A 17061-nucleotide genomic window follows, 5' to 3' on the forward strand; every position below is an offset into this window, starting at 1 on the left:
TTCCGGTTCTTTTCGCCTCTTTTTTATCCGTCCGGCTCGAAGACGGATCTGGGGCTTCTTGTGAAAGGCTTGACTTACGGGGGAATTATTATAGATCTTGGGTCTGGGGCTGGTATTCCGTCGTGTTTTTTTCTTGAAGAGAGAAGAGATGTCCAGTTTGTTCTATTCGATCTCTCCATAAGAATGCTAAAACTTGCTACCCCCTTTGATAAAAAGGTGGTGGGAAGAGCAGAAGAGCTTCCCTTTGACGATAGTACCTTCGACCTTGTCGTCTGTGCTTTTTCCTTTCACCATTTTTCTGACCAAAAAAAGGCAATGGACGAGATAAGAAGGGTCATAAGGCCAAAAGGAAAACTCTATCTTTTGGAGATCGATCCGCGAAGTAAGTTAGGAAGCTTTATTTTCCGGCTTGAAAGTCTCATTGGAAGTGAGGTTCTTCCCGTCTTTCCGGATAGAATCAAAAAAATCGCTCAAGAACTGGGTTTCTTTGTACGAATCCAGAGTTACGGATGGCGATACTCACTTGTAGGAGATTTTAGGTCTTACAAAATAAACTGAATAAATTGTAGAATTCCTGTTCCTTATATGGTACCTTACGGAAAACAAGGCAAGGAGGTTTTTGGAATTTCAGAAAGCGTAGCCAGCTTTTACAGAAAGGCACGGAGATTAGCTCTTTTCACAATTTTTTACAACATTCTTGAGGGGATTGTATCCGTTTACTTTGGTGTGGAAGATGAAACAATAGCCCTTTTCGGATTTGGTCTTGACTCTTTTGTTGAGGTCATGTCTGGACTTGGCATATATCTCGGGATAAGGCGGATGGAAGGTGAGGAGTTTAAGGGTACTTATAGATTTGAAAAACTTGCGCTCAGAATAACGGGTTCCGCTTTTTATATACTGTCGGCGGGCCTGTTCGCCACTGCCTTTCTTAATGCTTATTTTGGCAGAAAGCCCGAAACAACAATAATAGGAATAGTGATCTCAATCGTTTCAATTCTTACAATGGCTTTGCTTATGAAGGCCAAGCTTAGCGTAGGCAATATACTTGGATCCGAGGCTATAGTGGAGGATGCGCATTGTACGAGGGCATGCATGTATCTTTCTTTTATCTTACTTCTATCAAGCCTCGGATATGAAATTTTCGGTCTCGGACTTATCGACTCTCTCGGCGCAGCAGGTATCGCCTACCATGCATTAAAAGAAGGTAAAGAAGCGTTCGAAAAGGCAAAAAAAGTAGAGGACTCTCCTTCGTAGGCAGGACTCCCCACACTTCAATGAGAAATTTGGATCCGTTAGAAAAGATCGGAATCTTTGGTGGATGATAATAACGTGACGTGTTAAGAAATTAACTGTATTTGGCAACACATTGAAGTATCCAATAGCAAAAAATTCCCGACTCTATTTATTTTTCTTTTTCGCGGAAATTGTTGATGGCACTCATACAGTCAGATATACTATAATGCTATGCTATTAAGCGTCGAAGTGTTTGAAGAACTTGAAAAACTAGAACCTACGCTAAGATCCGTACTGATTACCATTTTCAAAAGCATAGAAAAAAGTATCGGCGAAGCTGTAAAAAAAGAGGATTTTACCGAACTAAAAAAAGAAGTAAACCGCCTAGCCGAACTTGTCAGAGAACTTGCCGAGGCACAAAAAAGAACGGAATTAAAATTAAGCGAACTCGCAGAGGCACAAAAAAGAACTGAGTTAACAATAGGTGAACTTGCCGGGGCTCAGAAAAAGACGGAAATTAGGTTAAATGAGCTGGCGGAGGCTCAGAAAAAGACTGAGGAAAGGTTAAATGAGCTGGCAGAGGCTCAAAGGAAGACGGAAATTAGGTTAAATGAGCTGGCGGAGGCTCAGAAAAAGACTGAGGAAAGGTTAAATGAGCTGGCGATTGCTTTAAAGAGGCTCACCGATGAACATCAAAAGACAAGGGAGAACCTCGGAGGTCTTGCCCATACGGTGGGATACCTCCTCGAGAATGAAGCATACAAGTATCTTCCCGCGCTTCTTAAGAAGGATTTAAATGTTGAGGTCGTTGGTGAGCTGATAAGAGACTATGTGAAGATATCACCCGAGCATTACGAGGAAGTGAACATAATCGGGAAAGGGAGAGCTAACGGAAAGGAACTCGTGATCATTGGGGAAGTAAAAACTCAGTTAACCAAGGCGGATGTAACTAAATTCCTGAATAAAGTAAACAAGCTTTCAAAAATCTTCCCAGTGGAAAAACTTCTCATCTGCGTCACCCACCAGGTGCACCCGCTCGTAAAAAACTATGCCGAAGAGAAGGGGATAAAGGTCTACCTAAGTTATCAGTTCAAGTGAAAAGTTTTTTTTCGGCTTTTCACTTAGGGACTGCGAGCCCTAATTTTGGGTGTAGAACTGAAAACCTCATTCGACATCCTCCGTCTATGTGTCATTTCGTTGGCTTTTACAAATTGTTTTCTTTCTGGTCATTAAAGTAGCGTAAGTAAAAGTCTATAATAAACATATTTCCATAAAAAGGTGTCGTTCCAAATGAGGACATATTCTTCATTATACCGCTCACACTCATCATACTTTCCGGATTCCCATACTGCTCGAATAATCCCTTCTCGGACTACTTTCGCATACAAGGTTCTAAGCCTCTTTCGAGACGTAGCAAGATCATGACGCTTCCACGCACTTTACCCCAGCCGGAGAAATAAAAGAGCGCTTGAAATCTCTATGCATTGTATACCGTCTAAGGACCTCAAGAGGCTTATCTAAAGCCAGTCGAGAAACCGCATTCTGCATTCCAGAACTCAGGCGATCTGTGGGATAAGGTTTCTCCCAAATGTTCCCTGAAACAAGCCACGAGTACCCAAACAATCAAAAACTGGTCGCCCATAAAGGCATTTGTCATGGTTTTTCTTTTCAGACTTGATCGCTGCGTACATACTTCCGAAACCGAAACGGGATTCTTATCTGTTTGGTCCGAGAAGCTTGTAAATTTTTCTACAGCAACCCAAACCAACCATTTTTATTCTGAGTGCGGCTAAAGACAGCTCTGTACCTGGAATTTGGCCAACGGAAGTTTGGTAAGTGGAAAGGTTATATTTAAAAATGAATTTTCTTGCTTGAGTTTATTCTGGTCCAGACCGTTTGTTTGGGATTCAGCAGTCTTATTCGACCTCTCAAAAGCGGGAAGTATAACGCAAAATTAGGGATTGACAAAAAAGCTCGAAAATGAAAGATTTGAGTTTTGCCGAATGCATTGTGATACAGCCTTTAACACAATGAATAGCTTTTTTTGTAGATCAAGTTGGGCTAAGAAAGAAGGATGCCAAGTGGTATTGTCCAGAGTTTCTCTCCAAGTCTTACTACATTGTAGCCTTTATATCCAATTATACCTGCTATGCAGTTTGGCGATGAATTCATAAAGGCTTAAGTCCAGAGAGGTCTTTTTCTTCCCATTTCTCCGCCGCCTTTACTTCAATAGCTATGCAACTGTTTTCAGCCTCAACGATAAAGTCTACCTCATACCTTCCCTGAATATGCCAAAAATATGGAAAAGAGACTCTGGGCTACATAGGTTTCAAAAAGTGCGCCTCCTTAAAGGTCTCCATCAAGGGAGCTTACAGCTAAAAGATAAGAGGCCAATCCTGAATCACTCAAATGTACTCTTTAGAGATTTAATCAGTTTATGATAAAAGATGCTTCAAGTAATGAAAGGTATATTGGTGTGGTAAAACGTTCTGGGTAAAAAGGGCTTCGGGTTTAATCTTTGCAGCCTCAAGATAAGAGAAATTATCAAAGCTAAAATACGGACGTTCCTTAAGAAATGGCTCATTAAGCAGAAAAGTAGTTTTGCCAGCCTGTCACATGCCTGTAATCACAAAAATGGGCATCGCTTTGAAAGCAAAGCTATATAAGGAGTTTTTCGGTCTCCTGGGATTTTGTCACAATTTTTCATGTTAAAGTGACATTTTGACAAACCGTCGACAAATAGAGTGTTTTAGTGAAGTTACTTTTTGGGATTTTATCTCTTCTTTGAAGCTCTGCATATTTGTTGATGACAAATCTTACCGTTACTTTAGAAAATTTGGGACTTACTGGAGCAATATCATTTTTTATCAAGAAATTGCCAATGTACTTCTTTTACACTTGACGCCCCCAACAAGAACATTAATAGCCATAGGGTCGTTATTATAAATTAGGAGGTAATGAAGGAAAAAACATTTTAGCAAACAGAAGGGTAAGAAATTTCAGTTAGAGAAGTAAACTCAGGTTCCCTAAGTCAAAAAAAACCATTCTGGAAAAGATTTAGACAGCAAGAAAACACTATATCCCTTTAAGGTTAGAAAATATGAAGTCTATCCCAATCAACTCTTTAGGATGGGCACATCTCATCGACGAAGATGCATTAGCTGCTACTCGATCAGAAGAACTTCTCTTCCATTCTCTGAGGTGAAGCACCAAAAAAATAGATACGGGAGTTATAGCGTTTTTGGTTAAAAAGACTATAGAGGTAGAATCCTAAGGGAAGCGTTTGATATTGCCCGTGAAAGACTCTTTCGCACATGCTATTAGGAGGAAAGGAGCCAACCCTATATTGAGAGTAATCGAGACTTTCATATATCCAAGTCTAGCCAGTGTACAAGCCGTAAAGAACAGAGAAGAATGGGTAAACGACGGTCCGATGATGATCACATTCAAAAGCAAAATGAAATTGTGTTCTAAGGGTAATACTCGTCATATAGGAACGGACTACACAGATGATCGTTCAACTACCATTTAGACAACGGATTTGAGTAGTCCACAGTTATCCTGTTTATTCGATTCTAAAAACCCCCTCTTAAATATTATTTTCACGCAATTTTAAAAACATCCCCAACTATAGCGGACCGAGTAGCTCCATTCAAGAGTACTTCGCTACTTCGTGGCCATCCGCCCATTCTCCTTTGTCCGGATTTGTAAAATTTTCTAAACTCTCAGTGATACTTTGATTGTGGTTTTTAGCTCGTCTCACGCTCTCAAAATCGAATACCTACATGCATAGAGCTTAAGATAGACTGGACTCTTATCTCTTCCAGCATATAGTACTTTGCGCCAAGCCACTCGGCTATTTTTTGAGCTAATTCAAATTTTAAAAGACTTCCTCTTTTTTCAGTATCGATTACTATGTAGTCAGTGCGTGGAAGATAACGCATGTAGAGACAAATATCTCTGAGTTCTTCCACAACGGGTTTATTTCCCAATGGGACATTCGCTTTTCCGTCAGTTAGTATGAAAACCAAAAACCTAGCTTCAGGCTCTTTGTATCCAGATGTCTTTATGAGTTTAACGGTCTCCGTGAGACCAGCGGAAAGAGGGGTCTTTCCACCTGTTGGAATCTGTTCCAACCTTTTTTTTGCAAACTCGTAGGAAGAAGTAGGCGGTAGCACGATCTCAGCCTTATCGTTCCTAAAAACTATCATCGAGACCTTCTCCCTTTTTTGGTAGCAGTCTGCAAGTAGTGAAAAGATAGCTCCCTTGGCCACAACCATTCTTCTTTCAACTCCCATTGAGCCTGAGCCGTCTACGAGAAATATCACAAAATGGCGCATTTTTCTTTCTTTTTCCTTGTATCGTAAATCCTCTTCCTTGATTATAAGGAGATCTCTCCTCCCCCTTAATTTTTGAAAAGGTGCCGCCGCTCGTATTGTAGCGTCTATCGCTATCTCCCCTTTCTTCTGCATTGAGCTTTTTACGTATCTTCCCCCTTTGTCGTAACATCTGGTATCTGTTCTTCTGCCTTTAGCCTTTCTTACAATCCGGTCCTTTCTCAAGGCAAATTTTCTAACCGCAAACCTTTCTCCAACCGGAAAGACTTCTTCTTTGTCTGAAGATCCATTCCTAATTTGAGCTTCCATTCCAGAAGGATGCGTCCCTTCTGAACCTTTGGAATTTCTATCTTTCTTTCTCTCGTTTTGTAGTTCATGGGTTTGGGTAGTCTGAGGTTTTTCATCTCGCAGATCTTCCCTCTTTTTGGATCTGTGATTAAGAACAAGCTCACTTACTGCATCCACGTGATGAGGCATAAGCTCGCTTTCGCCAAAGTAGGCCGCATAAGCTAAGGCAGCATAAAGGAGAAACAAGTCTGCCCTGTGCCCTTCCACATTATGGGATAGAACCAAATCGGCTATGTATGAGACTGTATCCCCCAGTGTCTTGATGTTCCTTAATAGATCCTTAGATAAATTTATCTTTTTAACCAGGTGAAAAAGGTCTTCCTTCTTATGGAAATCAAGGAGATTTGTTCTGAGAATCTCTTTTCTTCTGTCCTTGTCTTTTGCTCCATCGAGGAATGCGCACATTCCGAATCGATCCATAATGTGCGGCGAAATCTCCCCTTCTTCTGGATTCATAGTAGCACAGATAACAAAATTACATGGCTCCCTGACCTCAATTCCTTCTCTTTCCACGATGAGTTCCCCTCTCGACTGGGTTTCGGTAATGAGCGAAAGTACGTAAGGCGGGAAAAGGTTGATATCTTCCACGAAAAGAAAACCGCCATTGATTCTTGAAAGTATGCCCTTTTGATAGATTCTTTTGCCTTTCTTTACCGTTTCTTCTAGGTCAAGAGAACCCAAAAGTGAATCTTCTGTTACATTCAAGGGCAGCCAGGCAAAATTTAAACCCAAAATACCTAAAAGCTCACCAAATGCTGAAAGTAATGTGGATTTTCCTGTACCTTTTTTCCCTAAAAGCAGAATCCCCCCTGATCGCATATCTATTGCGTTTAAGATCAAGCCTAGCTTCGCGCTTTCAGATCCAACAAAATCGAAAAAACCTATTTTAGATTTTGTCCAGGATGGTAAGAAGCGAGTCGACATTTACTGGATCCTCAAAGGGTAACCTTTTTAACCTATGTCTTAGGGCAAAAGGTGCCACCTTCTTTATGTGTTCTTTTGTCACTTCATCCTTTCCTTCAAAGGCAGAAAGGGCTCGGGAAGCCTTAAGCATAACAATGTCCCCCCTATGTCCATCCAAGCTCAATGAAGATGTGATCTCTACCACGGTATTGTAAGCTTCCTCGGTTACTCGGACACTACCTAGTATGTTTTTGGCCTTTGATATCTTTTGCCTTAGTGCTTCTTGTTCTTTTTCCCACTGTGAAAGGAAGCCGTGTGGATCATCGTCAAAACTTTTTTTTCTTTTTAGTATCTCTACTCTTAAATGTTTTTCTCTCAGGGCATTAACCACCACGCAGAGTCCGAACCGATCAAGAAGCTGTGGTCGTAGTTCCCCCTCTTCCGGGTTCATCGTGCCAACAAGGATGAATCGTGCCGGGTGTGAAAACGAGATACCCTCCCTTTCTACTATGTTTACTCCCATAGCCGCAGAATCCAAAAGCAGGTCCACAATGTGGTCTTCTAGGAGGTTCACCTCGTCCACGTAAAGAAAATTTCTGTTCGCTTCGGCCAAAATTCCGGGTTCGAACCTCTTTTCTCCTGTTTTTATTGCCTGTTCCACATCCAGGGTGCCGACAAGTCTGTCTTCTGTCACACCCAGTGGAAGTTCAACTACTTTCATTTTTTTCTTCTCTATCTCAATACTCTGCCCATCTTTCACTTTTTCAGCACAATAGTTGCAAAATGGCCCTTCCGGGGCACAACCGAAAGGACATCCCTTTATAGAGTCTAAATGGGGCAACAAATCTGCAAGAGCACGGACAGCTGTAGATTTTGCCGTCCCTTTTTCCCCCATGATGAGGACTCCTCCAATTGTAGGGTCAATAACATTCAGGATTAGGCCGAGCTTCATCTCCTCCTGATCCACTATTGCGGTAAAAGGAAAGATCATCCAATTACCTCCCGCATCTTCTGTTTCCAGTGCTCAATTTCTTCTTTAGTTATCACATCTATGCTTCCTCCCTGAAAGTGGCCTTTCGTATCACCCATTTTCTCTTCGATCCAACCCTCTATTTCAAGATACAAGGATTTGAGTGCCTCTTTTACATCCTCTGCCGGATTCCAAAGCCCCCTTTCCATAGCCTCAAGTAATCTTCGCGCAATCTCTTCCATGGCATAAGGATTGTGCTCCTCGAAAAATCTTCGGTTTTCCGCGTCTAAGAGAAAAGTTTTTGTGATTTCATCGAAAATCCAGTCGTCGACTTCTCTTGTAGTAGCTTCCCACCCGTATACTCTTCCTATCCTTTTCGAAATGTCAGAAGCACCTTTGTAGCCATGTCTTTTCATTCCTTCTATCCATTTGGGATTTAGCAATTTAGTTCTCACAATCCTTCTTATCTCATCTGACAGGCTTCTCACATCCACATGTTCGGGATTTCTGGTATCACCGTAATAGGTCTTGACGTCTTTGCCACTTAGAGATCTAGCAGCTACGGTTATTCCTCCATGGGCGCCGAAATAGCAACAGCACCCAAAAAGATCGTACTCATCTGAAACTACCTTGTTATAGGTCAGGTCAACGCTTTTTAAGACGTTGGCCAATTCTTTGTGTTTTTTTTCACCCCATATTCCTTTACCGTATGCATATCCGTTCCAGTAAAGAAAAACCTCTGCCAGATCTTTTTCTTCTTTCCATGCAGATGCGTATACCGCAAGCTGGGTGCCTGCCTGGTAAGTGCCAGGCATAGAACAAAAGATCCGTAAAGTAGCAGAACGGAGATCTCCCCCATTGTGGGAAAGTTGTTCAAGCGCATGTTTTCTCACAAAATTTAAATCTTCCGGCTCATCGAGTCTAGCGACTTCCTGGATGGCTTCATCTAGGAGTTCTATGCACATGGGAAAATTGTCTCTTGTGATGCCCGACACCCTTATGGTCACATCGATTCTTGGCCTCTTAAGTTTGGATACTGGAATTACTTCAAAACCATTTATTCTACCATTGCTAAGCCAGATGGGTCTTACACCAAGTAAAGAGAGAATCTGTCCCATGCCTTCTCCTTGAGCCCACATAATGTCAGAACACTGCCAGTAAATTGCCACATTTTCGGGGTAACGGCCTTCCTCATCAAGATATTTTCGTAGAAGCTTGTCCGCGAGAGCTTTTCCAACTTCGTAAGCGCTTGGAGTGGGTACTTTTAGGGGATCAAGGGAGTAAAAATTCCTTCCTGTCGGCAAAACGTCCTCACCCCCACGGGTTATAAGGCCTGAGGGACCGGCAGGAACATAACCCCCAGATAGCGCATTGATTAAAGAATCGATCTCTTTTGATTCTCTGATTTTTTTGTCCAGCTCAAGTATTCTATTTTTTATTTCCTTCCAGTTTGGATCGTTCCAGTCTATCCTTTCTAAGACGTCCATCTCTATCCCTCCATCAATACTTCTCTTATAATCTCTTTTCCAAGTCTATCTATGTCTTCCAAAATAGCTCCATAGGATTTGCCGCTTTTTTTATCCACTTTCTCTGGGTTCGATATTAAATCTGAAAGATCATAACCGAGAATTTTCGCCACCTCCCGTCTTAGTGATACTCTGCTTCCCGCGTCGTAACGCATAATGGAATAGATGAGGTTAACTTTTCTTTCTCCTTCGGGCAAGCACCCAAAGATGTGCATTCCGTCCTGGATCTGGGTGTTCCTTATAAGGGAGAGCTTACCATGTATTTCGCTTATGATCTCAGAAAAGTTTATGCGATGTAGATCTTCGTGCGAAAGCTTATCCAGAAAAACTCTCTTACCATCAAAGTTAACCATGATTTCTTTGTGAAGATTGGCTCTAAATAGTGTGTCTATTATCATGTGTTCTAGAACATGAATCCGAGCTGGCTCTTTATTCTGTGCTTCCTGATATTCTAGAAGTAACCTGTCAAGTTCTGAAAGCTCACTATAGAGGCCCCCTTCTTTTAGCACGGTTTGCATATGATCTATAAGAACCGCATAACTTCGCCTTTTCGCAATAGTTCCCTCAGGTGGGTTATCAGCATTGTATATGTACAGGTGCGGAACCGTATCTATGGCGATATCTGGCAAACATGACTCTGAAAGACCCACACCTTTTCCAGGCAAAAATTCTAGATTTCCGTGCGTACCCACATGGATTACCACATGTGCCCTATATTCCCGCGATATCCACCTATAAGTGGCAAGATAGTGGTGGGGGGGAGGGGTGTCAGGATCGTGGAGGATTCTACAGACTTGACCATCGCAACGGGAGCCCGCACAGCCCCTTTTGGGCTGGACCATAACTAGAGCATTTCCGAAACTCACCCCTGTTATTACGATCTTTCCGTTGTAAAGCATAGCAGGTGGAATACCATTTCTGTATTCACCCGGGGGCTCTCCCCACGACTCAATTATCCGTGTTCTAGTCTTTTCAGGAAGCTCGTAGAACCATTCTAAGTATTTAGACTTCTCAACAAAGGCCAGAGCACCGCCTTTTTCGACTATTTCTTCAACTGTAGTCCACCTGAACTCTGATATAGCTTTTTTCGACATTATCAAATCGATAAGAGCTTTTCCACTTTCCGGAGGTTTAACTTCGTAGCCAGCCTCCTTTAAACTCTTTAGTATTTTGGCGACGCTCTCCAAACTATCAAGATGCGCTGCTGAACCGACCGTTGCTTCGACCGACGCACAAGGATTGTTATGAAGAACAAAGACCATCCTCCTCTGTTTCACAGGGGTTCTTCTGAGCTCAATCCACCTTGAAATTCTGTCTACAAGTTTTTTTATCCTCTCCTCAACGGGTGCTTTTCTCCTTTCAAATTCTTTTTCGTCTTTCTGGGTAGAAATCAGAATCGGCTCTATAACTCCCTCAAACTCTGGAAGAGCCACACTCCACGCAACATCCATTCCTAACTCCCTTTCTTCCCACTCCTCCTGTGTCATATAGTAAGATCCCAGGGGGGAAAGAACAGGCACATTTAACTTTTTTAAAATTTCCACACCATACGAAGTGATTTCAGTGCTTTCCCTTTTCTTTTCGCGACTTGCACCTAAGAAAAACGAGATAAGTTTTACAAAAAGATCGATTCTGGATTGACCGTTTCCGTCTATAAACCACTCTAAGATCAAATCTCCAGTGGCTTTCGTTTTCAAACTTTCATCCTTTATTGAGTATGCAAACCCTGATATGACGTTGAATCCCCTTTTCTCCAGCTCAGTTATGAGTAAATCTTCCACCTCTGTGTTCTTATTTACCCAGTAGTACCTCGAAAATATAATTCCGACTGTTGGACCTATTTTTGGACGATACCACTCAAGGTATTCCTGTACATTGGTGAAAATCACTGGAGACCTGGGATGATAAAGTCCCTCATAGGGCACATATTCCGGTTCTTCGTATGACACATTAAGTTCAAAAAGGCTGGAAACCAAAAACAAAAGCATATTTGTTAGATTCTTTTCACCGTTCATCACTAAATAGGTATACGCCTTTGTCATGACCTCTGGGTCCACATTCGATAAAGTCCAGTAAGATGGGTCATGTCCGAGATAGAGGATCCTTGAAGCTTTTTTTCTTTCTTTTATTTTCTTTTCAATCTCTTCCCAAAAGGCTTCGCTCGATCTATAACAGAAGATAATGTCGGCCTCATCTAACTCCTTTAACACCCTCTTTAGATAGGTCGGGTCTTGTTCGAGTACCCGTGAGGAGTACACAGAAACCGGAAAAAGCTTTATGTTTTTGGAAGCTTTATGAAGCATATTGTAGTAACTCTGCCAGACCACTGCGACAACTCTGACCATTTGTACCTCCTATATACTAGGGTATACGAGTCTTTGTTCGCCAACTGAGACAACTTTAGCCTCTATTCCGTAAACAGCTCTTATAACATCTGGAGTTATAACATCTTTGGAAGGACCTTCCGCTATCTTTACGCCTGAATTTATCACTATCGTCTTGTCTGTAAGAAGAAGGGCAAGGTTTGGATCATGAAGCGTCATAATGACGGTTAAGCTTTGTCTCAAGGCAAGCTCTCTTACCCGTTTTAAGATCTCAATTTGGTTTTTAAAATCGAGGTGGCTTGTGGGTTCATCAAGGAGCATACAGGGTGCATCCTGAGCCAGGGCCCTGGCAACTAAGGATAGCTGACGTTCTCCTCCGCTGATTTGTGTGTAAGGAACGTCCTTCAAATATTCTATCCCTACCATTTTTATCGCCTGTAAAGCTATCTCAAAATCCTTATGCTTAGGAACAGAAAAGAGCCCCACGTAGCTAGTTCTGCCCAAAAGAACGACGTCTAGAACACTGTAGGGAAATGTGGGGTAGTGATCTTGAAATACGAAAGAGAATAGCTTTGCCCTTTCCTTTACTGTGAGTTTATCAACGTTTTTACCCTCAAAGGTTATGCTACCTTTTTGGCACTTCCACAAACCGCATATACATTTTAAAAGAGTAGTCTTTCCAGAACCATTTGGGCCAAGGATAGCTGTAACTGTGCCCCTTTCTGCTTCAAAGCTTATCCCCTTGAGCACCTCTGCGCCTTGTTTTTTGTGCTTGAAATGCACATCTTCAACTCTCAACGTTACTTTCCCCAAGTCACCTCACGTCCTCTCTTCATAAGGTAAACAAAGAAAGGTGCGCCTGTAAGAGCCGTAACTATTCCTACGGGGATGTCAAAACCGGTAATGCTCCGAGACACGGTATCTGCTCCAATCATGAATGCGGCTCCGAGGCAGAGACTAAGTGGAAATAGCACCCTGTGGTCTGGTCCAACGAGCATCCGTACGAGATGGGGAACCATAAGCCCTACCCATCCTATTATCCCACATAGCGAAGTAGAAACTGCTGTTGCGAATGTGGATAACGCAATAAAAAGAAAACGTTCCCTTTTTACGTTAACACCTAAAGCTAAAGCTTCTTCGTCGCCCATGCTCATAGCGTTTAACCTCCATCTCATAAGGAAAGCAGGGAGAACACCGAGGACGATGCCGCAAGACCCAATCCATACCGATCTCCAATCAGACAGAGAGAAACTTCCCATAAGCCAAAAAACAATCGCTTGAAGCCTATGAGGGTCCACGAGGAACTTAATGATTGATACAAGCGCGGTAAAAAAAGCAGAAACAACTACACCCGAAAGAATAAGCGCCAGTCTCGGCACATCCTCCTGGGTTTTGGATATTCCATAAGCAAGCCCTACAGCTATTAAAGCAAAAATAAAAGCCATCATCTGCAAAGGTAGAAAATCAAAAAACCCGATCGTTATGGCACACCCAAGTGCGGCTCCGGCCGATATTCCAAGTATAAATGGATCTACGAGCGGATTACGGAATATACCCTGTAGGCAAACACCGGCGGAAGAGAGGGAACAACCCACAATCCCCGCAAGTAGAATCCTTGGCATTCTAATATCCATTATTATGGTTTTTTCCGGAGTATCGCCAAGTCCATAGATCGAAAAGATCTCATCAAGAATTACTTTTATCACCAGATGATAATCGACATTATACGCTCCCGAAAAGATAGCCACGATGGCAGTAATGATTGGAGATAGAATGACTGCTCCAACCTTAATTACTTTCGTGTACTGAGATAATCTTGTACGGCAGTCCAAAAACTGCCCTGTAAAATCCGTCCGTAACATCTTCAAAATTAATATCTTTAAAAAGTTCTGGATAGATCCTTACCGCAATGTAAAGCACATTGGGAGCAAGTCTCGGTGACCACGTGGACCATCTAGGAAGCTTATAAACTTTACCTTCTCTTACGGCCTTTATGCTTCTCCACTGGGGATTCGTAAGAATCGATTCCCTATCGTAGCGCGCTGATCCCCAGATAAATATTACATCCGGATTCCACTCAATCAGTTTCTCAATAGAAACATCCACACTCCTCTGCTTTATATGGCCTGCCACGTTTATTCCGCCAGCAAGTGCCAACATCTCATTTGTTACACCTATTCCACCAGAAACCCTAGTAGGACTGCTTCCAAGATGCACAACCTTTTTTCGCTGTGGATGCGGTACTTTATTGATCCTTGTGCTAATTCGGGACAAAAACTCGTTCATTATTTTTACGACTTCTTCACTCCTCTCTTCTTTTCCAAATAGAAGCCCGTGCATCTTTATATCGCTTACCAGCTCGTTTAGGCTTTCCGGATATATGCCTATGACTTTAATTCCTTTGCTCTGGATAAAACTTATGATATTTTCGTTCACCGTCCAGGTTATCAAAACATCTGGTCTAAGTTTTAGGACGTTCTCCACACTTATATCTGAACCCGTGCCAATAACTGGCTTCCTAAGTAGGGGATTCAGACTGTAAAAGGCTTTATAGACGCTACAGATTTCATCCGCCCAGCGCGACACCCCTACGACCTGATCCCAAATGTTAAGAGCTGGAATAAGTTCGTATGATATTACAATTATCGCCCTTTTCACCGGAACTTCAACCTCGACTCTCCTTCCTAGTTTATCGACGACTGTTACTGTCTTGCCAGAGGAAGGAGCGCTAAATAAAAGTAATGCCGCAAAAAGAAAAGCTAAAACTTTAGTGTCAATTCTGTGAACCATGAGCGTCCGGGAGCCCTGTAGTAGTAATAGTACTTTCTGTTAAAGATGTTATCCATTGAGAGACTGAGTTTCGCGTACTTTGTTAGTTCATACGATACTTTTCCCTCTACGACAAAATATGGATCGTAAGATCCATAAACGTTATTAACCCTGTCCCGGTTGTCATCTGTAGCGTAGACCTTATCTACGTATCTTCCGTAAAGTTTTAAAGACCAGGGGGATTTTTCAAAGTCTATACCCACGTTTCCAGTAAGATGGGGGGTATAGGTAAGCCTACATCCACGAGAAGCCGGGCTGGCCGGATTCTTTTTTATCTCACTATCAGTATATGTCATGTTTCCGTATATTTTTATCCACTTGCCCAGTTTTTGATCCGCCTGTATTTCAATGCCACGAGATTCTGCTTTTCCCACATTCACAAATTCAAAAAATTGGCTAGTTACGGCCCTCCGATAAATAAGGTCTTTCATATGGTTCTCGAAGTAAGTAAGCGAAATCCTTAATCCAGTTCGAAATCTCCCCTCAAGACCTAAATCCCAAGAAAGGGTATATTCCGGATCGAGATAGGGATTACCTGCATAGGTAGTTCCAGCAGCAGTTGTCCATGTTCTATAAAGTTCGTACACGGTGGGTGGCCTAAATGCCCTGCCGATAGATCCCCTTAAAGTTGCAAATTCTGAGTGTTTGTACACAAAGGCTAACTTAGGACTAAACGATGATGCGCTTTTTGCTGGATAGGCCTTCGGATACCCAAGCCTTCCGACATCATTTGCGTATCCATCGTACGTCTTCCAGAAGTCTTGTCTGAACCCAACATAAAAGATGATCTTGTCCCCTATTGATATTTCGTCTTGTACAAAGAAAGCCAGAGTCCTATCTCTCCCCTCCGATTCATATTTGAGACCGGCTCTTGAATCTTCGTCTCTCCAGTCTTTTAGGTAGTACTCTTTCGTATTGGCATGTCCCAACCTCCAAGAACCACCCAACGTAAATGTATGGTTTTTGAAAAGGGGAAAGCTGAACTGAACGTCACCCAAGTAAGCAGTAGAAGGTGTGTTTGAAACGTAGCCACACTCCTTCGGATCTGCGCCGCAACCAGCCCTCGTTGCTTGGGATGAAGTTGTAACGTACCAGCTATCGGGTAATTGTAAAAGGGAAAGAGTCAGCTTCATCTTTAATTCGTCGCGAATTTTTGTCTCGAACCCTAAACTATACTGGTTCTGAATACCCCCTCCTCCTCCTGGAAGAAAAGTGTTTTCCCCTACTGTAACCCTGCCCACTGTATAACTCCATACAGGGTTTCCTTGCGCATCCCTAAGAAAGGTTTCGGGCTCGTCATAATCGTACCTATACCTATTCCTCCCAAAAGAGAGATTTATCTTACCGTCTTTTCCAAATTCATACTGAGCCTTGATCGTGATACTATCGTCCCACCACTCGTTATCTCCCCTGTGGCCTATAATGTATGCTGTCCTCCCTTCCCTCGTTCTCGTAACTTCATATCCTGTGATGTTTGCCGGTGGTTTAGTCGTCTGCACGTTCAAATCGGTTGGGTAACCGTCAGTTCCTTGCCAGCCATAACTTAAAAATAGGCTGAGTTTACCCAAGATCTTATCCCCATAGGAGACGTAAAATCTTCTCAAATCTTCCATTGCATCGTTCTTCTTCCATGCCGATCCGTACCCAGTCTTTAGCGTAAGCTCCTTTTTTTCGGGCATCTTCGTGATAAAGTTTACAACCCCACCCATAGCGTATCCACCGTAGAGGGCAGAAAAAGGTCCTTTGACAACTTCAACCCTTTCGAGATCCTCGGGATAGTATCCTCCCATTCTTACGCTTCCCGTATAGGCATTGTTAAGCGGTATCCCATTCATCAGGATAAGCGTCCTTTTCTGGTCTGGAATTCCCCTCAACGTTATTGATGAGAGTGTATCCATAAGACCCTTCCCTCTCCTCACGTATACTCCAGGAAGCTCGTTCAAAACCTCGTCTATGGTTAACGGCGACTTAATTTCGATCTCACCTCTTGTCACAACATGGACACTGCCCGGTGCAATTTCGAGAGGGGTCTCTACTCTTGTTGCAGTCACAACAATCGGTTCGAGTCGCTCTTCCGTTTGACTAGTCGCATAAGGCACGAAAAAGCCAAAGATAAATAGAAAAAAGACACAGAGATTGACTTTTCCCATGGGCTCCTCCTTTGCTACGTTTAGGAGATTAGTAATATCCATCTTAAGGTAGGTTGTCAAGAAAAATCAAAATCATAATCCACCAAGTAAAAGCGACCCTGTACAGGGCGGGTCTTTTTTTAATAACACTAAAAATCGATAAATGTTACAAACCAATATCTTTTCTTTGGGGGAGATGCCATAACTGTAATTCGGATCGGCCAGTTTTTAGCAAATTTATGGCTAGTTCTACGCTTATAAAAAAGCAATCAATAGGTCTTTTTCGTATTTGCATAATCGCCCTTTGAATCTCTCGAAACACATCTATGGATATCTTCCTGAAAAAAGGTAGGTTTTTTTGCGAAAGATAGATCCGATTTTAAAGTTAAAAGGCTTTACCGAAAGGATATACCTTAAAAAGGTTCTTTTTCGGGTCTATGTTAACCGCAATCGTAAAGAGAG

The 17061-nt window shown here is 42.4% G+C and carries 9 protein-coding genes and 1 pseudogene; 3 read left to right on the forward strand and 7 right to left on the reverse strand.

Annotation, left to right across the window (positions count from 1 at the left end):
* The first annotated feature begins 60 nt into the window (after nt 1–60).
* From NZ583_05605 to NZ583_05615, 3 genes are all read left to right on the forward strand, one after another.
* Nucleotides 61–558 carry a class I SAM-dependent methyltransferase gene (locus NZ583_05605; protein ID MCS7281087.1) on the forward strand — a complete coding sequence of 166 codons (498 nt, stop codon included), beginning with the start codon at nt 61–63 and terminating at the stop codon, nt 556–558.
* A gap of 27 nt (nt 559–585) precedes the next feature.
* Complete coding sequence (locus NZ583_05610; GenBank protein MCS7281088.1) at nt 586–1254, forward strand: hypothetical protein; 669 nt, start codon at nt 586–588, stop codon at nt 1252–1254.
* Between the two features lie 210 nt (nt 1255–1464).
* A complete protein-coding gene (locus NZ583_05615) occupies nt 1465–2331 on the forward strand; it encodes a chordopoxvirus fusion protein (protein MCS7281089.1) in 867 nt (288 codons plus the stop codon).
* Between the two features lie 2669 nt (nt 2332–5000).
* Here the strand turns inward: NZ583_05615 and NZ583_05620 are convergent.
* The 7 genes and pseudogenes from NZ583_05620 to NZ583_05650 form a co-directional block, all read right to left on the reverse strand.
* Complete coding sequence (locus NZ583_05620) at nt 5001–6842, reverse strand: VWA domain-containing protein (GenBank protein ID MCS7281090.1); 1842 nt, start codon at nt 6840–6842, stop codon at nt 5001–5003.
* Nucleotides 6805–7812 (reverse strand): AAA family ATPase, encoded by a 1008-nt coding sequence (locus tag NZ583_05625; GenBank protein ID MCS7281091.1) that lies wholly within the window; start codon nt 7810–7812, stop codon nt 6805–6807. Before NZ583_05625 ends, NZ583_05620 begins: the two co-directional genes overlap by 38 nt.
* Nucleotides 7809–11662 (reverse strand): annotated as a pseudogene (gene cobN / locus NZ583_05630) (cobaltochelatase subunit CobN). The gene NZ583_05625 and the pseudogene cobN overlap by 4 nt, the downstream one beginning before the upstream one ends.
* Before the next feature lie 9 nt (nt 11663–11671).
* Complete coding sequence (locus tag NZ583_05635; GenBank protein ID MCS7281092.1) at nt 11672–12454, reverse strand: ABC transporter ATP-binding protein; 783 nt, start codon at nt 12452–12454, stop codon at nt 11672–11674.
* Complete coding sequence (locus NZ583_05640) at nt 12442–13503, reverse strand: iron ABC transporter permease (protein MCS7281093.1); 1062 nt, start codon at nt 13501–13503, stop codon at nt 12442–12444. The genes NZ583_05635 and NZ583_05640 overlap by 13 nt, the downstream gene beginning before the upstream one ends.
* A complete protein-coding gene (locus NZ583_05645) occupies nt 13430–14431 on the reverse strand; it encodes an ABC transporter substrate-binding protein (protein MCS7281094.1) in 1002 nt (333 codons plus the stop codon). Before NZ583_05645 ends, NZ583_05640 begins: the two co-directional genes overlap by 74 nt.
* Nucleotides 14401–16620, reverse strand: coding sequence for a TonB-dependent receptor (locus tag NZ583_05650; protein MCS7281095.1), 2220 nt, complete (start codon nt 16618–16620; stop codon nt 14401–14403). Before NZ583_05650 ends, NZ583_05645 begins: the two co-directional genes overlap by 31 nt.
* Nucleotides 16621–17061 lie beyond the last annotated feature (441 nt).

The sequence above is a fragment of the Thermodesulfobacteriota bacterium genome (assembly GCA_025062045.1).
Classification (GTDB): domain Bacteria; phylum Desulfobacterota; class Syntrophorhabdia; order Syntrophorhabdales; family JANXAF01; genus JANXAF01.